Origin of the sequence: Micromonospora sp. NPDC093244 (genome assembly GCF_040683695.1) — a bacterium.
Classification (GTDB): Bacteria; Actinomycetota; Actinomycetes; order Mycobacteriales; family Micromonosporaceae; genus Micromonospora.
On sequence record NZ_JBFBEO010000011.1, the window covers coordinates 40,324 to 59,956 of the forward strand.

A 19,633-nucleotide genomic window follows, 5' to 3' on the forward strand; every position below is an offset into this window, starting at 1 on the left:
GGGTGCCCCGCCGGTCGGAGCGACTACAGGGTGCGGGCCAGCCGGTCGGCGAGCGTCCGGGTGAAGCGGGCCGGGTCGGCCAGTTCGCCGCCCTCGGCGAGTACCGCCAGGCCGTACAGCAGTTCGGCCGTCTCGGTCAGGGTCTCGGAGGAGTCGCCCTGCTCGTGGGCCTTGCGCAGCCCGGCGACCAGCGGATGACCCGGGTTGATCTCCAGGATCCGCTTGGTGGACGGAATCTCGTGCCCCATCGCCCGGTACATCTTCTCCAGCGTCGGGGTGAGATCGTGCGCGTCCCCGACGACGCAGGCCGGTGAGGTGGTCAGCCGCGACGACAGGCGGACCTCCCGGACACTGTCGGCGAGGGTGGTGCCCAGCCATTCGACGAGCGCGGCGAACTCCTGCCGCTGCTGCTCACGTTCGGTCTCGGCCTGCTGCTTCTCCTCGTCGGTGTCCAGGTCGACCTCGCCCTTGGCGATGGAGCGCAACTGCCGGCCGTCGTACGTGCCGACCCGCTCGACCCACACCTCGTCGACGGGGTCGGTCAGGAGCAGCACCTCGTGGCCCTTGGCCCGGAACGCCTCCAGGTGCGGGGAGTTCTCGATGGTGGCCCGGGAGTCGCCTGTGGCGTACCAGATGTCGCTCTGGCCGTCCTTCATCCGCGAGACGTAGCCGGCGAGGTCGGTGGGCTCGGCCGGGTCGTTGGTGGACGCCACCGACAGGATCTCCAGCAGGGTGTCCCGGTTGTCGGTGTCGTCGATCAGCCCTTCCTTGACGACAGTGCCGAACTCGTTCCAGAAGGTGCGGTACCGCTCGGGGTGGTTGGCCTTGAGGTCCTTGACCGTGGCGAGGACCTTCTTGACCAGACGGCGGCGGACGATCTGGATCTGCCGGTCCTGTTGCAGGATCTCGCGGGAGATGTTCAGCGACAGGTCGTGCGCGTCGACGACGCCCTTGACGAAGCGCAGGTAGGTGGGGACCAGCGCCTCGCAGTCGTCCATGATGAACACGCGCTTGACGTAGAGCTGGACGCCGCGGCGGCCCTGCGGGGCGAACATGTCGAGCGGGGCGTGGCTGGGCAGGAACAGCAGCGCCTCGTACTCGAAGGTGCCCTCGCCCTTCATGTGCACGACCTCGAGGGGGTCGGCCCAGTCGTGGCTGACGTGCTTGTAGAACTCGTTGTACTCGGCGGCGTCGACCTCGTCGCGGGGCCGCGCCCAGAGCGCCTTCATCGAGTTGAGGGTCTGCACCTCGCTCGTGGCGTCCGCGCCGTCGGCGCCGGGGCGTTCGACGGTCATCCGGATGGGCCAGGCGATGAAGTCGGAGTAGCGCTTGACGATCTCGCGGAGGGTCCACTCGGAGGTGTAGTCGTGCAGGTTGTCCTCGGTGTCGGCGGGCTTGAGGTGCAGGGTGACAGACGTGCCCTGCGGCGCCTCGTCGACTCCGTCGACCGAGTACGTGCCCTCGCCTGCGGACTCCCAGCGGGTGCCGCCGGTCTCGCCGGCCTTGCGGGTGAGCAGGGTGACCCGGTCGGCGACCATGAACGCGGCGTAGAAGCCGACGCCGAACTGGCCGATCAGGTCCTGCGAGGCGCGCGCGTCGGCGGACTCGCGCAGCTGGCGCAGCAGCTCGGCGGTGCCCGACTTGGCGATGGTGCCGATCAGGCCGACCACCTCGTCGCGGCTCATCCCGATGCCGTTGTCCCGGACGGTGAGGGTGCGGGCGTCCCGGTCTACCTCGATGGCGACGTGCAGGTCGTCGGTGTCGGCGACGAGGTCCTTGTCGACCATGGTGGCCAGCCGCAGCTTGTCCAGCGCGTCGGACGCGTTCGAGATGAGTTCCCGCAGGAAGACGTCCTTGTTCGAGTAGATCGAGTGGACGACCAGTTGGAGGAGCTGACGCGCCTCGGCCTGGAACTCCAACGTCTCGGCCTGGTTGCTCACACCGTCTCCCTTCTGTCACGTGCGGAGGTTCGCGCAAAGGATACGAGTCGTCACCGGGTGGGCGGTGGGGGCGTCCGGGTCGTATTCCCGATCCGGGCGCGCCGTCCTCGTGACATAGCTGACTTTGGCTAACAGAAGCCAGCACGGATAGCCTGACGCCCATGAAGATCTCTGGAAGCACCGCCCTCGTCACCGGCGCCAATCGTGGATTCGGCCGCCACCTCGCCGCCGAACTCGCCTCCCGGGGCGCCACCGTCTACGCCGCCGCCCGCAACCCCGACACCGTCGACCTGCCCGGCGTGACGCCGGTACGCCTCGACATCACCGACCCCGCCTCGGTGGCCGCCGCCGCCGAGCTGGCCGGCGACGTGAACCTGCTGATCAACAACGCGGGCATCGACACCCGGACCGACCTGCTCGACGGCGACCTGGACCTCGTCCGGCTGGAGTTGGAGACCCACTACATCGGCACCCTGTCGACGATCCGGGCGTTCGCGCCGGTCATCGCCGACAACGGCGGCGGGACGATCCTCAACGTGCTGAGCGTCCTGTCCTGGTTCGGCTCCCCGGCCCACCCGGCCTACAGCGTTGCCAAGTCCGCCGAATGGTCGATGACAAACGTGCTGCGCGTCCAACTCGCCGAGCGGGGCGTCCGGGTCGCCGGCCTGCACGTCGGCTACCTGGACACCGACATGGCCGCCACTGTCACCGGCCCGAAGTCCGACCCGGCCGCCATCGCCCGGATCGCCGTGGACGGCATCGAGGCCGACGCGTACGAGATCGTCGCCGACGACCTGAGCCGGCAGGTGCAGGCCGGGCTGGCCGGCGGCGTCGCCGCGCTCTACCCGCAGCTCCCCTGACCTCCGACGCGACGGGCCGCCGCCGGGCGTTCCCGACGGCGGCCCTCCCTCATGTCGGGTACGCGGGTCAGCTCGCCTGCAACGTCACGTCGTCGATCACGAAGCTGGTCTGCAGTGAGGCGTCCTCGGTGCCGGTGAACGTCAGCGTCACGGTCTGCCCGGCGTACGCGGCCACGTTGAGCGTGCGCTGGACGTAGCTGGTCGAGGCGTTCAGATTCGAGTACGTCGCCAGCGTGGTCGAACCCATCCGCACGGTCAGCTTGTCGTACGCCGTGGACGTGGTGGTCTCGGCGGTGTCGATGCGCGTCCAGAACGACAGCGTGTAGCTGGCGCACCCGGCCGGCACGGTCACCGACTGGGACAGGGTCTCGGTGCGGGTGCTGCCGTACCCGTTGAGCCACGCCTTGTACGACCCGGTGCGGGCCGGCTTGCTGCTGGAGTTGGTGATCACCCCGGAGGACGCCGTCCACACCGTGGCGCCGCTCTCGAAGCCCCCGTTGCCGATCACCTGGGCGGCCGCGCAGCCGCCGGTGCCGGTCACGGTGAGGGTGAGGGTGGCGGTCCGGGTGACCGAGCCGGTCCCGGTGACCGTCACTGTGAAGGTGCCTGTAGCGGCGCTCGACGAAGCGGTAAGTGTCATCGTCGACGAGCCGCCGGAGGTCACCGAGGACGGGCTGAACGACACGCTCACCCCGCTGGGCGCCCCGGAGGCGGAGAGGCTCACCGACTGCGCCGAGCCGGCGGTGGTGGCGGTGGAGACCGTCGCGGTGGTGCTGGCGCCCCGGGCCACGGTGCGCGTGGTGGGGCTGACCGCGACGGAGAAGTCGTTGGTCGGGGTGCCGCCACCCACCGCGAGCTGCCACAGCGCGTACGCGACGCCGTCCGCCGCCCGGTTCAGCACCGTGGCGCTGACGTTGGCTGTGGTGTCACAGGACCGGTGGTAGCAGGGGTCGTACGCCGAGTTGGCGGTGCCTCCCCACTTGGCCGCCTGGGCGCTGGTCTTGCGGGCGCTGGCGCCCGCCGCGTAGCCGGAGGTGGGGACGCCTGCCTGCTGGAAGTAGTAGTCGTCGGAGCGTCCCTGCCCCTCGACGTTCTCCTCCGGTTGCAGGCCCAACGAGTCCCAGTACGCCTTCAGCGGCGCGGCGGTCGTCGAGCTGACCCGGTTGATGAAGTAGCCACCGTTCGTCGAGCCGACCATGTCGAAGTTGTAGTAGCCCTTGATGTAGCCGCGCTGGGTGGCGCTCAGCGAGTTGACGTAGAAGCGGGAGCCGTTGAGCCCCTGCTCCTCGTCGGTCCACCAGGCGAACCGAACCTTCTTCGTCATTGTCGGGTTCTGCGCGGCCAGGACCAGCGCGTTCTCCAGCAGGGTGGCCGAGCCGGTGCCGTTGTCGTTGATGCCCGGGCCGGCCGAGACGCCGTCGAGGTGGGCGCCGAACATGACCACCTGGTCGGTCGGGCCGCCGGGCCACTCCGCGATCAGGTTGTTCGAGGGATACGTGCAGCTGGAGCAGTACTGCTCGCTGACCGTGTAGCCGGCCGACTGGAGCCTGCTCTTGACGTAGCTGAGCGAGGCGGTGTAGCCGGCCGAGCCGGCCCGCCGGTTGCCGCCGTTGCTGGTGGCGATGGAGTTGAACTGGGTCAGGTGGGCCTGGACGTTCGTGACGGAGATGTCAGGTGCGGCCAGGGCGGCGGCGGACGCGGCGATCGGCCGGGCCAGCGTCGTCGTGGTGGTGGGCGACGCGGTCGCCGGCTGGGCGGCCAGCGTCACCGTCATGGCGAACACGGCGAGCGCGGTTCCCGCGCTCAGCGTTATGCCTCTCATGGGGGCTCCTCGGGGGTTGGAGAGATAACCGCGACACTGACAGATATCGATGTAACGGGCATCGGTCGTTCGTCCGGAACCACCACCGCTTCGACGGTAGGTGCCGGCGTCAGCACAGGTGAGTAGAGATGCCAGGATGGGTAGGTAACACCAGCAGGGGTCGACAGGCCCGGAACGGGGGGCTTGCGATGGGGCCGGGTCGAACGTGACACGACCCAGAACGGATCTCTTCACCGACGGCGGCGAGACCGGCCGACTCATGGCCGACCTCGACTGGGCCGGCACTCCGCTCGGACCGGTCAGCGACTGGTCGCAGAGCCTGCGCGCCGGGGTCCGGGTGGTGCTCTCCTCCCGCTACCCGATGCTGCTGCTCTGGGGCGAGCGCTTCTCCCAGCTCTACAACGACGCGTACTCCGCGTTGATCGGCGACAAGCACCCCGCCGCGCTCGGCGGCGACGTACGCGTGACGCTTGCCGAGGGCTGGGACGTCCTCGCCCCGCTGATCGAGAAGGCCATGGCCACCGGGGTCGCCAGCTGGGTGCCCGCCCTGCGGTTGCTGCTGGATCGGGCCGGCTACCGCGAGGAGGCGTACTTCAGCGTCTCGCACGCCCCGGCCCGCGACGACGACGGCCGGACCGTCGGCGTGCTGACCGTGTGCAGCGAGGTCACCGAGCAGGTGGTCGGCGAACGGCGGCTGCGGCTGCTGCGCGACCTGTCCGTACGCGGCGACGGCCGCACCGTCGACGTGGACGCCACCTGCGCCCGCCTGATCTCCGCGATCGGCGGTCACCCGCTGGACGTGCCGTTCGCCGCGATCTACCTGCGCGACGGCGCGGTGCTGAGGCGTGCCGCCTGCGTCGGCGGCGAACCGGACGACGCCACGGTGCCGCACGGGCTCCCGGACGCCGTACACCTGGACGAGCCGGGCCGGACCGGGCACGCCTGGGGGCTGCCGGACGCCGCCGAGGGCCGTCCGACCGAGGTGACCGGGATCGCCGAACGACTGAAGCTGTCCGGCGGCGCGTGGGACGACCCGGTACGCGCCGCGCTGGCGCTGCCGCTGCCCTCGGCCGACCAGGAGCAGCCGCTCGGCGTCCTGCTCGCCGGGGTCAGTCCCAGCCGCGGGCTGGACGAGTCGTACCGGTCCTTCTACCACCTGCTGGCCCAGCAGGTGTCCGTGGCCCTGCGGAACGCGCGGGAGTACGAGCAGGAACGTCGGCGAGCCGAGGCGCTGGCCGAGCTGGACCGGGTGAAGACCACCTTCTTCACGAACGTCAGCCACGAGTTCCGTACCCCGTTGACCCTCATGCTCGGGCCGCTCGGTGACGCGCTCACCGACGCCGCCGCGCCGCTCGCGCCGGTGCAGCGGGAACGGGTGGAGACCGCGTGGCGTAACGCCACCCGGCTGTTGACCCTGGTCAACAGCCTGCTGACCTTCTCCAGCCTGGAGGCCGGGCGGGCCTCCAGCGAGGCCCGGTTGATCGACCTCGCGGCGCTCACCACCGAGCTGGCAGGGGTCTTCCGGGCGGCCGTCGAGCGGGCCGGCCTGGTGCTGGAGGTCGACTGCCCGCCGCTGCCCGGCCCCGTCACGGTGGACCCGGTCAACTGGGAACGGATCGTCACCAACCTGCTCTCCAACGCCCTCAAGTACACATTCATCGGGCGGATCCGGGTCGCGCTGGACGCCGACGACGAGGAGGTCCGGCTCACCATCGCGGACACCGGCATCGGCATCGCCGAACAGGACCTGCCGAAGCTCTTCGAACGGTTCCACCGGGTCCAGGGCACCCGTTCACGCAGTCACGAGGGCACCGGGATCGGGCTGGCCCTGGTTCACGAGCTGGCCCGCCTGGAGGGCGGGCAGGTCCGGGTGACCAGCGAGGTCGGCGTCGGGACGACCTTCACGGTGGCGCTGCCCCGGTCTACCGCACGTCGTGCGGTGACCGGCCCACCGGCGAACGGTCGGGGTGACGCGGCCCGCGCGGCGGTCGCCGAGGCGATGGGCTGGCTGACTGACCCGGCCGACGAGGTGCGGGAGACCGACGCGGCGTCCGGTCCGGCCACGGACGAGCTGGCCGGCGCGGACATCCTGCTGGCCGACGACAACAGCGACATGCGGGCGTACCTGAGTCGGCTGCTCACCGCCCAGGGCTGGCGGGTACGGGCGGTCAACGACGGCCGGCAGGCCCTGGACGCGATCCACCGCGATCGACCGGACGTGGTCCTCACCGACGTGATGATGCCGGTGCTCGACGGCTTCGACCTGGTCCGCCAACTGCGCGCCGACCCGGCGACCCGGACCCTGCCGGTGCTGGTGCTCTCCGCCCGCGCCGGAGAGGAGGCCAGCGTGGCGGGCCTGAGCCTCGGAGCCGACGACTACCTGGTGAAGCCGTTCGCCGCCGCCGAGCTGATCGCCCGGGTGCGGGCCGCCATCCGTCGGGCCCGGGCCGGCACGGCCACCGACCCGACCCTGGCCGGCAGTGTCACTCCGGCACCCGCCACCATCGGCCCCGGCGAGGTCGTCACCGGGCTGCCGGCGTCGACAGTCGAACCGCGGCCGGCCGCGCCCGACGGCCCCGACCTGTCCGGCACCACCGCCGGACCGGTCACCGGAGCACCGACGGATCCGCCCGGCGACGCGCTCGACGCCGGTTGGACGTACCCCTCGGCGCCCACCTCCGCCGCCGCGCTGCGCCGCGACGTACGGCTGGCGCTCGCCGATCTGGACGTCGGCCCGGACCTGCTGGAGGATCTGCTGCTCGCCGCGTCCGAGGCCATGAACAACGCCGTCGAGCACGCGCAGCGGCCCAGTCGCCCGGAGGTGCGGGTCCGGCTCCAGGTCGGCGGTGGCCTGATCCGGATCTCGGTCCGCGATTTCGGCACCTGGCGGGACCGCCGCCCGGCGATGGACCGGGGGCGCGGGGCGTTGCTGATGAACGCGTACGGCGACGTGCGGCTGGTCTCCACCGCCGAGGGGACGACGGTGACGATCGAGCGTCGGCTGGACGACCCGGCCTGAACGACAGACCCGTCAGAGGCGGCGGCCGTCGCCGTCGCGGGCCACGATGCCGTCCAGCCGCTGCCCCGGGGCCAGCTCGGCCGGCTCGAACCAGAAGATGACCACCTGCTTGTCGAGACTCCACCGGGCCAGTCGGGCATCGACCTGCCGTCCGCCGACGGTGCCGACGATCCGCTGGGCGGGGCCGACGAAGTAACCGAAGGCGGGCACCGGCGCCGCGGACGACCGCTCGTCGTAGCCGATCTGGTGGAAGCCCGGACTGCGGTCGGCCCCCTCGACGTCGTTGACGAGAAAGTCGGTGGTCAGGGTGCCGTCCGGGGCGCGGCGTCCGGCGGCCAGCCCGATGGACACCCCGGGCTGGCCGGGCACCGACACCCTCACCATGTAGTACACCCGCTGGTGGGTGCCGTGCCAGACCCCGCTGTCGACGGTCCGGCCCAACGGCTTCGGCGGTGGTGTCGACGGCGGCGGCGTGGGCTCCTGCGACCTCGGCGTCGGCGTCGGCGAGACGGCGGCTGGCGGCGGAGCGACGGCCACCGGCGGCGGACGGTCGACCGACGGCGGCTCCCCCGGCCGCGGCCCGACCGCCACCATGACGACGACGGCGGCGAGGGCGGTCGCCAGCGTCCCCGCTCCGGCTCCGGCGACCCGTCGACGGGTCCGCAACCGTCGTCCCTCCCGCATGACGGCGGCCAGGTCGAGGATGGCGGCGGGACGCTCGGTCGTCCGCATGGCGTCCCGGAGCCGGTCCAGCTCGGTCATCGCCGCACCTCCTGGTTGTCGACAGTCAACGGGCCGGCGGCGCGCAGCTTCTCCAGGGCCCGGGAGCTGGTGCTCTTGACCGTGCCCACGGAGATGGCGAGTTCCCTGGCCACCTGCGCCTCCGGAAGGTCGAAGTAGTAGCGGAGCACGACGATGGCCCGCTCGCGGGGGCTCAGCGCGCCGAGGCTGGCGGTCAGCCAGCGCCGCGTGACCACCTCGTCGGCCACGTCGTCGCGCCGCTGCTCCGGGACCTGCTCGGTCGGATACTCCCGCAGTGGGCGCCGCCACCCGTCCACCAGATGGTTCACCAGGATCCGGCGGGCGTAGCCGTAGGCGTCGTCGTCGCGGATCCGGGACCAGGACGCGTACGTGCGGACCAGGGCGGTCTGCGCGGCGTCCTCGGCGCGGTGATGGTCGCCGGTCATCAGGAACGCGGCGTGCACCAGCCGCGCGGTAGCCGCCTGCGCGAACTCGACGAACTCCGCGTCACCCCGCGCCACCGCGCGCCCTCCCCCGTGCCACACCGGTACCGACGGGCGGGGCCCCCGAAAAGTTGCGTCCGGACCGCCTCAACTTTTCGCCGCGATCACCCGTCTTCTCCCCCGCGTCGCCTCCGTGCGGCGCGCGAGGGGAGAGACATGTCGACGAAGGCTACCCGCCGTGGTCACGCCGCCTCCGCGGCGTTGCTGGTGGTGGCACTGCTCACCGGATGCGACCTGCCGGTCGCCGGTGGGTCGGCGAACGATCCGGCCCCGGCCGGCGGTGCCACGACCGACCCGGTGCTCGGCCGGCAGCCCGCGGCGGGACAGGTGCCGACCGGGTGGCCCGCTGCCGCCGCCGGGAGCGCCGGCGCCGCACCCCCACCCGTCGTGGTCAGTTACCCCGCCACCGGCGGCAACCGCTGGACGACGGCGGCGGCCGAGACGACTGCCGGCGCCGGCGGCGATGGCCACCTGCTGCGCTACCGGGTGCTTGTGGAGCGCGACATCCGGGGGCTTCCGGCGGCCGAGGTCGCGGCGTCGGTGTCGGCGACGCTCAACGACCCGCGCGGGTGGACGGCCGGCGGGAGGTGGCGCCTGCGCCGGGTGGGCGCGGGCACCCCTGCCGACTTCACCATCTACCTGGCCACCCCCGGCACCCGCGACACGCTCTGCCAGGACGTGCCGGACGGCTACACGTCGTGCCGCAACGGCGACCGGGTGGTGCTCAACGTGGCCCGGTGGGTCAAGGCGGTGCCGGGTTACCGCGCGAACCTGGCCACCTACCGGCAGTACATGGTCAACCACGAGGTCGGTCACCGGCTCGGACTGGGACACGAGCGGTGCCCGGGGCGCGGGCGGGCGGCGCCGGTGATGCAGCAGCAGACGCTGGGCCTGCACGGCTGCACCGCCAACGCCTGGCCGTACCCGAACGGCACGGCCCGCTACACCGGGCCGGTGGGGGCGTACCGCGACGCGATCCCGCCGCCCGAGGGTGCCCGGCCGGCGCACTGAACAGGGCGGCTCAGGAGCGACGTTTGCGTTCCTGCTCGAGCCGCTCGTCGAGGCGACCCAGCTCGTAGATGGCGTTCAGGTTCGTCGGCAGCCGGCTGACATTGTCCGGCACCGGGCCGGGGTCCGGATCGGGAGCGGTCGTGGGTGCGGGAGTGGGCGCGGGTGCAGGTGTCGGACCGGCCGCCACGACCACCGGGCGGCGGCGCCACAGCAGCAGCAGCGCCAGGACCCCGAAGGCGGCGGCGAGCGCCAGGTAGTACGCCGGCGGCCAGCCGCCCCGGGTGGGGGTGGTGAACGTCGGCGGGGCGGCCGGAGCGGGCGCGTCGCCGGTGCGCAGCGGCACCGACGCCTCCCGGGGCCCAGGGCCGTTCGCGGGACGCTCGGGCGGGCCGGGCGCCGCTGACGCCCGAGGCGTCGACCTGGCCGGTGGGGTGCTCGCCGGCACCGCCGGATCCGACCGGCCGGGCGCCGTCGACGTGCTCGGCGTGGGCGCCACGGTGGGAGCCGGCGTCGGGGACGTGCTCGGCGTCGAACCGCCGCCCAGCAGGTCGTCGACGATCTGCCCGACGCCCCCGAGAAGGTCGCCGATCGGCCCCGAGGTGGTCGACGGGGACGGCGCGGGCGCCAGGGCGAGGGTCAGCACGAGGGCGACGACAGCAGGCATGGTCCACCTCGGATGTGTCGATGTGCCAGGCAGGCTACCGCACAGTGGGTCACCTGTGGGTGACACCCCGGCGTGGCGGTCGGGACACTCGCCTCCCCGACCGCCACGATCCACAATGGTCAGACGGGCAGACCGCCGACCTGGGTCGAGACGGCGTCAGGTGGCGGCCGCACCGCCGGCGGCGACCAGCGCCTCGGCCGCGGTCGTGCGGGCGTAGAGGACGAAGCGGCCGACGCGGTGGGCCCCCACCAGGCCGGCCTCGCGCAGCGCGCCGAGGTGCTGTGACACGGTGCCCGGGGTGAGCCCGCAGCGCTCGGCCAGTTCCACGGTCGAGGTCGGGACCGCCAGTTCGTGGAGCAGGGCGGCCCGGGTGCGACCCAACACCCGGGCCAGCCCTCGCCCGCTCGGGGCCGGATCCCGTTCCCAGAGAGTGGCCACCGCCCGCGCCGGAAAGCGCAGCACCGGTTGTCCCGGAGAGCCGAAGTTGGACCACACCCGGCGGCCGATGAAGACCGACGGCACGAGCAGCAGGCCCCGGCCGTCGAGTCGCACACTGCCAGCGACGACGACGTGTTCCACCTTCAGCGTGCCGGCCTCCAGCCGGACGAAGGGATCGAGCTGGTTGAGCAGGCCGTGCACCCCGTCGGTGGCCATCCGTTGTGCGCCGAGCAGCACTTCGCGCTCCAGCAGGGTCCGCATCCGGGGCCAGTAGGGCGCGATGACCGCATCGGTGTACGCCCGAATCACCTCGGCCAGCCCGGCCAGGTGAGTTGGCGGATCGGCGTAGAGCGCCGCCAGGGCCGACGACCGGGGCCCTGGCAGCGTGTCGAGGCTGGCCCGCACCGCTTCGGGAGGTGTGGCGACGAGGGTCGCCAACTCGATGTCGAGGGTGGGCTGTGACGTGGTCGGTGGCGGGCAGATGAAGGTCGGGATGGCTGGTGTCGGCATCTGCACCAGGTCGGTGAACAACTGCCAGTCCACTTCGGCCAGACGCGGCCGGACCCGCCGGTGCCAGGCCAGGTGCTCCGGGAACTGATGCGGCCGCTTGATGATCCGCACACTGGCCACCGCCTCCCACAGCGGTGACACCGCGAATCGGGTCATCGCCAGGTCCCGCGCGTCCAGACCGACAAGCATCATCCGCGCCCCCCGATCGATTCGGCGAGCATCAAATCTATCGGTCGAAAGGACTGCGACAGGCACCGTGGGCGGCATGACCACTGCCCCGACAGTGACCGCCGCACGCCAGCGACCGGAGCCCTGGCCGCGATCCTTCCGCCTGCTCTACGCGGCCTCCCTCATCGATGGCGTCGGCTTCCACGTCGGCCAGTTGGCCGTACCGGTGCTGGCCGTCTCCCTGCTGGCCGCCACTCCCGGTCAGGTTGGAGCTCTCGCCGCTCTGAACACCGCCGCCTTCCTGCTGATCGGCCTGCCGGCCGGCGTCTGGGTCGATCGGCTGCCCCGCCGTGCAGTGCTGATCATCGCGAATTTCGCCCGGGCGGCACTTGTCGCATCCGTGCCGCTGGCCTGGTGGGCCGGCTGGTTGAGCATCCCGCAGCTCTATGTGGTGGTGCTGCTGACCGGAGTCGGCACCGTCTTCGCCGACGTCGCCGCGCAGAGTTACCTGCCCGAACTGGTCGGCCGAAAGCGGCTGGTGGCCGCCAACTCGCTGATGATGAGCACCGGCGCCACCATGCAGATCGCAGGACGAGGGCTCGGCGGGCTGGTGGTGCAGGCGCTCACCGCGCCGGTCGCGATCGTGCTGGACGCGGTGAGCTTCGCCGTCTCCGGGACAGTCCTCTCCCGGATCCGCCCCGGGGCACCCCGCACTCCGAGGTCCCGTGCCACGGGCAGCTTCGCCCGGCAGCTCAGCGCCGGGGTCCGGCACGTGGCCGGCAACCCGCTGCTGCGCCCACTGGCCCTCTCGACCGCGGGCATCAACCTGACCATGCAGCTCACCACGACAATGCTGCCGGTCGTCTTCCTGCGCGAACTGGAGCTCGGCGCGGCCGTCCTCGGCGTCTTCCTGGGCGCCGGCGGGGTCGGTGCGCTGCTCGGCGCACTCAGCGCACGCTCCCTCGCCGATCGGATCGGTCACGGTCGCGCGCTCTGGCTGCCCGGTCTGCTCGTCGCCCCGCTCGGCGGGCTTGTCGCCCTGGTCCACACCGGACCCATGCTCTGGCTCGCCGGGATCGGCTGGATGGCCCTGGCCTGGCGGACGGGGGTCGGCAACGTCATCGGGGTGAGCCTGCGCCAGGGCGCCACCCCGGACGCGCTGCTCGGCCGGATGAACGCCACCTTCCGGTTCCTGCTCACCGGGGCGCTGACCGTCGGAGCGGTCGCCGCCGGCCTGCTCGGTCAGTACGCGGACGTCCGTACAGCGCTGGTGGTCGGCGCGGTCACCAACGGACTGACCTGGCTCCCGGTGTTCTGCTCACCACTGCGCACGCTGCACCGACCACCCGTGCCCGACTGACCTGCGCCGTCCACGTCACCACCATCGACCTCCGTTACGTGGCTGTTACGCCCCGGCGAAGTGGCCGTGCCGGGGCGGGACGACGGTCACGGCAGAGGGTCACCGGCAACGCCGCCGCGGCGTGGCCCCCGCACATCGGACGGAGGCACCACGATGAGGATCAGGAGCGCACTGACGGCGCTGGCGGTCGTGCTCGCCGGGCTGGTCGCCGGCACCGGCAACGGCGCCGCAGCGACGAGCGCGTCGCCGTACTGCGGGCTCACCTGGGGCAGCGCGGAGAAGTCGGCCGGCACACTGAGCAGCGCGCCGCTGGTCGACGTACGGACCGGACGGCACGACTGCTACGACCGGGTGGTGTTCGAGTTCGCCGGCCCGATGGACGGTTACACGGTCGGCTACGGCGAGACGTGGACCGAGGGCGAGGGGCTGGCGCTGTCGCCGTACACCGCGGGGGGAGCGCTGCTGCGGGTCGCACTGCGCGCGCCGGCCTACGACGACGCCCGCCAGGGCACCGTGCCGTACGCGGTCGGTGAGCACGCCGCGAACCTGCTGCGCTACCCGACCCTGCGTGATGTCGTCTTCGGCGGCAGCTTCGAGGGCTACAGCACCTTCGCGGTGGGCGTACGCGCGCGGTTGCCGTTCCGCACGTTCGTCCTCGCCGGTCCGGGCGCGCACAGTCGGGTCGTCCTCGACGTGGCCCACCAGTGGTGATCAGTACCCGACGTCGCGCGGTCCATCGGCGCTGGCACCGCACGTCGGCCGACGTGCGGTGCCAGCGGATCGGGCGCCAGTAGGCCACGCAGGCAGGTCGTGCCAGGTGACCGGCACCGACCCTCTCAGAGCGTGCGCTGGTACTCCTCCCAGGTCCGCTTCGGGCTCACCGCCGGCCCGTCATCGGCGGCCCGGTTGGCCAGGCCGTTACGACCGAGGTAGTAGTCGCCGGCCTGGTTCTGCGCACCTGTCGACTGGTCGGTGTCGGACAGCGCGATCGCGTGGATGTGGTAACCCCAGTCCCCCTGCTCAGGGGTCCGCAGCCACGCGGCGAAGCCCACCGTCCGCAGTCGCCGCAGCACATCCGTGCGCACGGCCGAGGAGAGACCGCTGACCGAGAGGTCGAGCGCGCCGCCGCCGTCGTGCGTGCCGGCGGACGCGCCAACACCGCTGCTGTACGAGCCCTGCGTGATACCGAGCTGACGGCCGAGCAGGCGTTCGGCCTCGAGCAGCATCGACCTGGTGCGCGTGTTGACCTGCACACCGCGCAGGGTCACCACGCTGCCGGGTGAGATCGCCCTGACCACCGTGTAACGCCCCTCGCCGAGCGACCGCAGCGACGACGGGCCGGGCAGGCCCGTCGCGTCGAGACCTGTGTAGCCGAGGGACCGCTGGTAGGCCGCGTACGCGGCGATCGTGCTGGTGCCGAAGTGCCCGTCGACGTACGTCGACGACAGCAGCCCTCTCGCCACCAGCGCGCGCTCCACGAGCAGGACACTGTCCTTCGCCCCCTCGGTCAGGGCGGTGTCCGGTCGACGCGGATCGATCTGCGCCGCCTTGATCAGCGCCTCCATGTCCAGCTGCGGCAACGCGGCCGAGGCCGAGCTGGGCAGCGGTACGGCGCCGACGACCGCCGCGCCGGCGGCGACGAGCAGGTTTCGTCTCGTGAGCACGCTTCCTCCGTAAGATATTGACCAATCCGCATGGCAGAGTGAAGCTAGTCTTCAATGCGGAGGCTGAGTTGTCACCCCGCCGGGGCGTACGAAATCCACGGGACCGCCTCCCGCCGGGCTCACGCCCAGCCGGGTGCGGCGTGCCGCTCAACAGGCCGGCCGGGCTGTGGAGACCGACCGTTCCGCCAGGCTCCGCACCGTGGCGGCGGGTCTACGCTCGGCTGGTGGAGGGCTGCGGCGGTGGCTGCCGGGGTGCGTACCGCGTGGTGGTCGGCTGGCGCACGGCCCGGGAGCAGCGCGGGACCGTCGAGGTGTACGAGGTGTCCGCGCGAGACGGCAGCCGGATCAACACGGTGGCGGTGCCGGTGGTGCTCGCCCCTGCGGCCTGATCGGCGGAGAACGTCATCGTTTCGACACCCAGTGCGATGCAGATCATAAAAGCCTGCACGAACCCTGATCAGCGCACTAGGGTCAGTACGACATCGTTTCATGGGGGTTCGGGGATGCTTGGCGGTCAGCAGGTGGGCGCGGGTGCCGGTGTGCCGGCGGCCCGGGCCGCACGGTGCTCCGACGGCGAGCTGTTCGCCGTGGTCATCGACCTGCTGCGCGAGGTCGGCTTCGACCGGATGACGATCGACGCCGTCGCCGCCCGCGCCCACGTCAGCAAGGCGACCATCTACCGGCGCTGGGACGGCAAGGCCGAGCTGGTCGTCGCCGCCCTGGGCGGCCGCCAGGTGGCCGTGCACAACCCGCCCGACACCGGTTCGCTGCGCGGCGACCTGATCGAGCTGCTGCGCGCCACCGCCGCGATCTGCGTGGCCGACTGCGACCTGATGCAGGCGTTGACCTTCGCCATGCGGACCAGTCCCGAGCTGGAACGCCTGGTCCGTCACCAGGTGCTGCCCGCCGGCAGGGTGGCCACCACAGCCATCCTGCTCCGTGCCGCCGCCCGGGGGGAGATCCCTCCCGAGGCAGGTGAACGGGAACTGTTCCACGACCTGGCGCCCGCGCTCACCATGTCCCGGATCCTCGCGCACGGGCTGCCCGCCGATGACGCGTTCCTCACCCAGGTCGTCGACCAGGTGCTGATCCCGGTGCTCCGCTACCACCCCGATCGCCCGTCCCGGGCCTGATCCATCGACATCCGTAACACGAGAGGCTTCACCATGCCCGGAACCACCTCGACCGCCCCCGGCGCGCCCAGCGCCGGGACGTCGACAGGGGCACCGCACCCGCGGCGCTGGATCGCGCTGGCGGTCATCGCGATCTCGCAGCTGATGGTGGTCCTCGACGCCACCATCGTGAACATCGCGCTGCCGCAGGCCCAGGCCGACCTGGGCATCACCGACGCCAACCGGCAGTGGGTGGTCACCGCCTACACGCTGGCCTTCGGCGGGCTGCTGCTGCTCGGCGGCCGGATCGCCGACTACTGGGGTCGCAAGCGCACCTTCCTGGTCGGCATGACCGGATTCGCGCTGGCATCCGCGCTTGGCGGCCTGGCCACCACCGGCGGGATGCTCTTCGCCGCCCGCGCGTTGCAGGGCGCCTTCGGCGCGCTGCTCGCCCCGGCGGCGCTCGCCCTGCTCACCGTCCTGTTCACCGAGGCCACCGAGCGGGCCAAGGCCTTCGCGGTGTACGGCGCCATCGCCGGCGGCGGGTCCGCGGTCGGCCTGCTGCTCGGCGGGGTGCTCACCGAGTACGCCGACTGGCGCTGGTGCCTGCTGGTCAACATCCCGGTGGCGGCCGTCGCCATCGCCTTCGCGCTCCCGCTGGTGCCCGAGAGCAGGGCGCACGGCAACACCCGCTACGACGTGCCCGGCGCGATCGTGGTCACCGCCGGCCTGGTCTCCCTGGTGTACGGCTTCACCAAGGCCGCCGAGGACGGCTGGGACGCCACAGCGACGCTCGGTTTCATCGCCGCCGGCGTGCTGCTCCTGGCCGCCTTCGTGGTGATCGAGCTGCGCTCCAACCACCCGCTGCTGCCGCTGCGGATCATCCTGGACCGCAACCGGGGTGGCGCGTACCTCGCCTCGACGCTGATCGGGGCCGGCCTGTTCGGCGCGTTCCTCTTCCTGACCTTCTACTTCCAGGTCGTGCTGCAGTACAAGCCCCTCGAAGCCGGGCTGGCCTCGCTGCCGGTGACCGTCGGTGTGCTGATCGCGGCGGGTGGCGCCAGTCAGCTGATGCCCCGGGTGGGCGCCAAGCCGCTGATGGTCGGTGGTGCCGTGCTCGCCGCCGTGGCCATGCTGGCGCTGACCCGGATCGACGTGGACACGTCGTTCCTCACCCTGCTGCTGCCCGCCCAGGTCATCCTCGGCATGGGTCTGGGCTTCACGTTCGTGCCGCTGTCCAGCCTCGCCCTCGTCGGGGTGCCCGAGCACGACGCCGGCGCGGCAAGCGCGACGCTGAACGCCACCCAGCAGATCGGTGGCTCGTTGGGCACCGCGCTGCTGAACACCATGTACACGAGCGCGGTCGCCACGTACCTGGTCGGTCGGGTGCCGAACCCGGTCAACCAGATCGAGGCGCTGGTGCACGGCTACCGGGTGGCGTTCGCCTGGGGCGCGGCCCTGATCGTGCTCGCCGGGCTTGTCACGCTGGTCCTGGTCAAGGTGCGCAAGGAAGACATCCCGACCGGTAACACAGTGCACATGGGCTGATCCGAGCGCCGTCGCCGGCCGGACCGCCCCCGCCGGGGGTGGGACCGGCCGGCGGCTCCGTCCGGTAGCGTCCCGATCACCGTCGAACGTCCGTTTGAGGAGACCGATGTCCACACCTGCCGACCGCATCATCACCGCTCTGCGCACGGGCCACGAGGAGCTCGCCGCGCTCGTCCGGGACCTCAAGGAAGACGACCTGCTCCGACCGTCGGGAGCAAGCGAGTGGCAGGTGTCCCAGGTGCTCAGTCACCTGGGCAGCGGCGCGGAGATCACCCTGGCGTCGTTGGACGCCGCCCGCACCGGCGCACCCGGCCCGGACGGTGACTTCAACAAGGGCGTCTGGGCACGCTGGGACGCCATGGCGCCGGCCGAGCACGCCGCCGGGTTCCTCGCCGCCAACCAGCGGCTCGTCGAGGCGTACGAGGCGTTGGACGCCGAGACCCGCGCGACGCTGCGGATCGACCTCGGGTTCCTGCCCGAACCCGTGGACCTGGCCACCGCGGCCCGGTTCCGGCTCAGCGAGTTCGCCCTGCACCAGTGGGACGTCGAGGTGGCGTTCAACCCGTTCGCGGCGGTCACGCCGGAGGCGACGGCGCTGTTGCTCGACCAGATCGGCGGGATGCTGGCCTGGACCAGCCGGCCGCAGGAGCTGGCCGGCCGGGAGGCCACCCTGCTGCTGCGCCTGAGCGAGCCCGAGCGGACGTACGGGCTGCGGCTGGGCGAGACGGTCGCGCTTGTCGACGCGCCGGAGCAGCCCGACGGTGAGCTGAGCGCCCCGGCCGAGGCGTGGCTGCGGCTGGCCACCGGGCGGCTGGGCCCGCAGCACACCCCGGACGGGGTGCGAGTGACCGGGCCGGTGGCCCTGGACGACCTGCGCCGCGTCTTCGCCGGGTTCTGATCGACAGCCGTGCGGGCCGGGTCGACCCGGCCCGCACGGTTGCTCAGCCCTTCACGCAGACCACCTGCTTGAGGTGGGCGACTACCTCCACCAGGTCCTCCTGCTGGGCCATCACCTCGGTGATGTCCTTGTACGCGCCGGGGATCTCGTCGACCACCCCGGCGTCCTTGCGGCACTCCACACCTGCGGTCTGCGCGGCCAGGTCGTCGGTGCTGAACGTCCGCTTGGCCTGGGCCCGCGACATCCGCCGGCCGGCGCCGTGCGAGGCCGAGCAGTACGCGTCCGGGTTACCCCGGCCCCGCACGATGTACGACCCGGTGCCCATCGACCCGGGGATGATGCCCAGGTCGCCCCGGCCGGCCCGGATCGCGCCCTTGCGGGTGACCAGCACCTCCACCCCGTCGTAGCTCTCCTCCGACACGTAGTTGTGGTGGCAGGAGATGGGGTCGTCGTAGCCGACCTGCGGGAAGTGCTCACGCACGACGCCGCAGAGCAGCGCCAGCATGACCGCCCGGTTGCGCCGCGCGTACTCCTGCGCCCACCACAGGTCCCGCCGGTACGCGTCCATCTCGGGCGTTCCGGCGAGGAACACCGCCAGGTCCCGGTCGGGCAGGTCGACGTTGTGCGGCAGCTTGCGGGCCGCTGCGATGTGCCGTTCGGCAAGCTCCTTGCCGATGTTGCGGGACCCGGAGTGCAGCATCAGCCAGACCCGGCCCTCGTCGGCTCCGCCCTGCTCCAGGCAGACCTCGATGAAGTGGTTGCCGCCGCCGAGCGTCCCGAGCTGCCGCTGGGCCCGGGTCTCCAGCTGCGCCACCCGCCGGTCCAGGTTGGCGAACCGACTCCAGAAGTCGTCCCAGCCGGCCTGCTCCAGGCCACGGACCCGGCGCGGGTTGACCGCCTCCTGCCGCTGGGCGAAGCCGACCGGGATGGTCGCCTCGATCGCCGAGCGCAGCGCGGCCAGGTCGTCCGGCAGGTCGGCGGCGGTCAGCGAGGTACGCACCGCAGACATGCCGCAGCCGATGTCGACGCCGACAGCGGCCGGCGAGACGGCCTGCCGCATGGCGATCACCGAGCCGACCGTGGCTCCCTTGCCGAAGTGCACGTCGGGCATGACGGCGACGCCCTGCACCCAGGGCAGCGCGCCGATGTTGCGCAGCTGCTTCGCGGCCTGCGGCTCGATGGCGTACGGGTCGGTCCAGACCCGGACGGGCGCCCGGGTACCGGCGAGGGGGGTGAATCCCATCGTGGTCTCCTCGTGTCAGGCCGGCACCAATCGTTGATGCTGGCCGGAAATGATCGCGCGCCAGATGGAACCGGCGCGAGAGTTCGGCGGATACGAAAAGGGCCGCCAACCCGCAGGGGGTGGGCGGCCACG

General features: G+C 72.1%; 17 protein-coding genes. 9 read left to right on the forward strand and 8 right to left on the reverse strand.

Going from position 1 to position 19,633, the window contains the following annotated elements; all coding sequences use genetic code 11:
* Positions 1-23: 23 nt before the first annotated feature.
* Positions 24-1,940, reverse strand: coding sequence for a molecular chaperone HtpG (gene htpG, locus AB0N27_RS29375; protein ID WP_364376838.1), 1,917 nt, complete (start codon positions 1,938-1,940; stop codon positions 24-26).
* 161 nt (positions 1,941-2,101) lie between these two features.
* On the opposite strand from htpG, the gene AB0N27_RS29380 reads away from it, so the two are divergent.
* Positions 2,102-2,800 (forward strand): SDR family oxidoreductase, encoded by a 699-nt coding sequence (locus AB0N27_RS29380; protein WP_364376841.1) that lies wholly within the window; start codon positions 2,102-2,104, stop codon positions 2,798-2,800.
* A 67-nt stretch (positions 2,801-2,867) separates the two neighbouring features.
* Here the strand turns inward: AB0N27_RS29380 and AB0N27_RS29385 are convergent, their stop codons facing one another.
* The gene (locus AB0N27_RS29385) at positions 2,868-4,622 is read right to left on the reverse strand and encodes a M28 family peptidase (RefSeq protein ID WP_364376844.1); all 1,755 of its coding nucleotides are present in this window, start codon (positions 4,620-4,622) and stop codon (positions 2,868-2,870) included.
* 205 nt (positions 4,623-4,827) lie between these two features.
* Here AB0N27_RS29385 and AB0N27_RS29390 point away from each other — a divergent pair, with 205 nt between their 5' ends.
* A complete protein-coding gene (locus tag AB0N27_RS29390) occupies positions 4,828-7,641 on the forward strand; it encodes an ATP-binding protein (RefSeq protein WP_364376847.1) in 2,814 nt (937 codons plus the stop codon).
* 12 nt (positions 7,642-7,653) lie between these two features.
* On the opposite strand, the gene AB0N27_RS29395 is transcribed toward AB0N27_RS29390, so the two are convergent.
* Positions 7,654-8,403, reverse strand: a complete 750-nt coding sequence (locus AB0N27_RS29395) for a hypothetical protein (protein WP_364376849.1) — start codon at positions 8,401-8,403, stop codon at positions 7,654-7,656.
* Positions 8,400-8,903 (reverse strand): SigE family RNA polymerase sigma factor, encoded by a 504-nt coding sequence (locus tag AB0N27_RS29400; RefSeq protein ID WP_364376851.1) that lies wholly within the window; start codon positions 8,901-8,903, stop codon positions 8,400-8,402. Before AB0N27_RS29400 ends, AB0N27_RS29395 begins: the two co-directional genes overlap by 4 nt.
* Positions 8,904-9,041: 138 nt before the next feature.
* Between AB0N27_RS29400 and AB0N27_RS29405 the strand changes: the two genes are divergently transcribed.
* On the forward strand, positions 9,042-9,896 hold the full coding sequence (locus tag AB0N27_RS29405; RefSeq protein ID WP_364376855.1) for a DUF3152 domain-containing protein: 855 nt from the start codon (positions 9,042-9,044) through the stop codon (positions 9,894-9,896).
* A 10-nt stretch (positions 9,897-9,906) separates the two neighbouring features.
* On the opposite strand, the gene AB0N27_RS29410 is transcribed toward AB0N27_RS29405, so the two are convergent.
* Together AB0N27_RS29410 and AB0N27_RS29415 are read right to left on the reverse strand one after the other, a co-directional pair.
* Positions 9,907-10,560, reverse strand: a complete 654-nt coding sequence (locus tag AB0N27_RS29410) for a hypothetical protein (protein ID WP_364376858.1) — start codon at positions 10,558-10,560, stop codon at positions 9,907-9,909.
* Positions 10,561-10,716: 156 nt separating this feature from the next.
* The gene (locus AB0N27_RS29415) at positions 10,717-11,700 is read right to left on the reverse strand and encodes a helix-turn-helix domain-containing protein (protein ID WP_364376861.1); all 984 of its coding nucleotides are present in this window, start codon (positions 11,698-11,700) and stop codon (positions 10,717-10,719) included.
* Between the two features lie 73 nt (positions 11,701-11,773).
* On the opposite strand from AB0N27_RS29415, the gene AB0N27_RS29420 reads away from it, so the two are divergent.
* Positions 11,774-13,036: an MFS transporter gene (locus AB0N27_RS29420; RefSeq protein ID WP_364376865.1), complete on the forward strand. Its 1,263-nt coding sequence runs from the start codon at positions 11,774-11,776 to the stop codon at positions 13,034-13,036.
* A 153-nt stretch (positions 13,037-13,189) separates the two neighbouring features.
* Entirely contained in the window at positions 13,190-13,747 is a 558-nt protein-coding gene (locus tag AB0N27_RS29425; RefSeq protein WP_364376868.1) for a hypothetical protein, read from the forward strand.
* Positions 13,748-13,872: 125 nt separating this feature from the next.
* Here the strand turns inward: AB0N27_RS29425 and AB0N27_RS29430 are convergent, their stop codons facing one another.
* Entirely contained in the window at positions 13,873-14,700 is an 828-nt protein-coding gene (locus AB0N27_RS29430) for a peptidoglycan-binding domain-containing protein (protein ID WP_364376871.1), read from the reverse strand.
* Positions 14,701-14,924: 224 nt separating this feature from the next.
* On the opposite strand from AB0N27_RS29430, the gene AB0N27_RS29435 reads away from it, so the two are divergent.
* The 4 genes from AB0N27_RS29435 to AB0N27_RS29450 all read left to right on the forward strand — a co-directional run bounded on the left by AB0N27_RS29435 (position 14,925) and on the right by AB0N27_RS29450 (position 18,258).
* Complete coding sequence (locus tag AB0N27_RS29435; protein WP_364376874.1) at positions 14,925-15,089, forward strand: hypothetical protein; 165 nt, start codon at positions 14,925-14,927, stop codon at positions 15,087-15,089.
* A gap of 114 nt (positions 15,090-15,203) precedes the next feature.
* On the forward strand, positions 15,204-15,833 hold the full coding sequence (locus tag AB0N27_RS29440) for a TetR/AcrR family transcriptional regulator (RefSeq protein ID WP_364376877.1): 630 nt from the start codon (positions 15,204-15,206) through the stop codon (positions 15,831-15,833).
* A 33-nt stretch (positions 15,834-15,866) separates the two neighbouring features.
* A complete protein-coding gene (locus AB0N27_RS29445; RefSeq protein WP_364376880.1) occupies positions 15,867-17,360 on the forward strand; it encodes an MFS transporter in 1,494 nt (497 codons plus the stop codon).
* 106 nt (positions 17,361-17,466) lie between these two features.
* Complete coding sequence (locus tag AB0N27_RS29450; RefSeq protein WP_364376883.1) at positions 17,467-18,258, forward strand: maleylpyruvate isomerase family mycothiol-dependent enzyme; 792 nt, start codon at positions 17,467-17,469, stop codon at positions 18,256-18,258.
* Between the two features lie 43 nt (positions 18,259-18,301).
* Here the strand turns inward: AB0N27_RS29450 and AB0N27_RS29455 are convergent, their stop codons facing one another.
* Positions 18,302-19,501, reverse strand: coding sequence for an RtcB family protein (locus AB0N27_RS29455; protein ID WP_364376886.1), 1,200 nt, complete (start codon positions 19,499-19,501; stop codon positions 18,302-18,304).
* Positions 19,502-19,633: the final 132 nt, after the last annotated feature.

Excerpts from the sequence above, each read along its gene's own strand:
- AB0N27_RS29380 (WP_364376841.1), top strand. The coding sequence starts at position 2,102 with ATGAAGATCTCTGGAAGCACCGCCCTCGTCACCGGCGCCAATCGTGGA.
- AB0N27_RS29385 (WP_364376844.1), bottom strand. The coding sequence starts at position 4,622 with ATGAGAGGCATAACGCTGAGCGCGGGAACCGCGCTCGCCGTGTTCGCC.
- AB0N27_RS29395 (WP_364376849.1), bottom strand. The coding sequence starts at position 8,403 with ATGACCGAGCTGGACCGGCTCCGGGACGCCATGCGGACGACCGAGCGT.
- AB0N27_RS29405 (WP_364376855.1), top strand. The coding sequence starts at position 9,042 with ATGTCGACGAAGGCTACCCGCCGTGGTCACGCCGCCTCCGCGGCGTTG.
- AB0N27_RS29410 (WP_364376858.1), bottom strand. The coding sequence starts at position 10,560 with ATGCCTGCTGTCGTCGCCCTCGTGCTGACCCTCGCCCTGGCGCCCGCG.
- AB0N27_RS29415 (WP_364376861.1), bottom strand. The coding sequence starts at position 11,700 with ATGATGCTTGTCGGTCTGGACGCGCGGGACCTGGCGATGACCCGATTC.
- AB0N27_RS29420 (WP_364376865.1), top strand. The coding sequence starts at position 11,774 with ATGACCACTGCCCCGACAGTGACCGCCGCACGCCAGCGACCGGAGCCC.
- AB0N27_RS29425 (WP_364376868.1), top strand. The coding sequence starts at position 13,190 with ATGAGGATCAGGAGCGCACTGACGGCGCTGGCGGTCGTGCTCGCCGGG.
- AB0N27_RS29440 (WP_364376877.1), top strand. The coding sequence starts at position 15,204 with ATGCTTGGCGGTCAGCAGGTGGGCGCGGGTGCCGGTGTGCCGGCGGCC.
- AB0N27_RS29445 (WP_364376880.1), top strand. The coding sequence starts at position 15,867 with ATGCCCGGAACCACCTCGACCGCCCCCGGCGCGCCCAGCGCCGGGACG.
- AB0N27_RS29450 (WP_364376883.1), top strand. The coding sequence starts at position 17,467 with ATGTCCACACCTGCCGACCGCATCATCACCGCTCTGCGCACGGGCCAC.
- AB0N27_RS29455 (WP_364376886.1), bottom strand. The coding sequence starts at position 19,501 with ATGGGATTCACCCCCCTCGCCGGTACCCGGGCGCCCGTCCGGGTCTGG.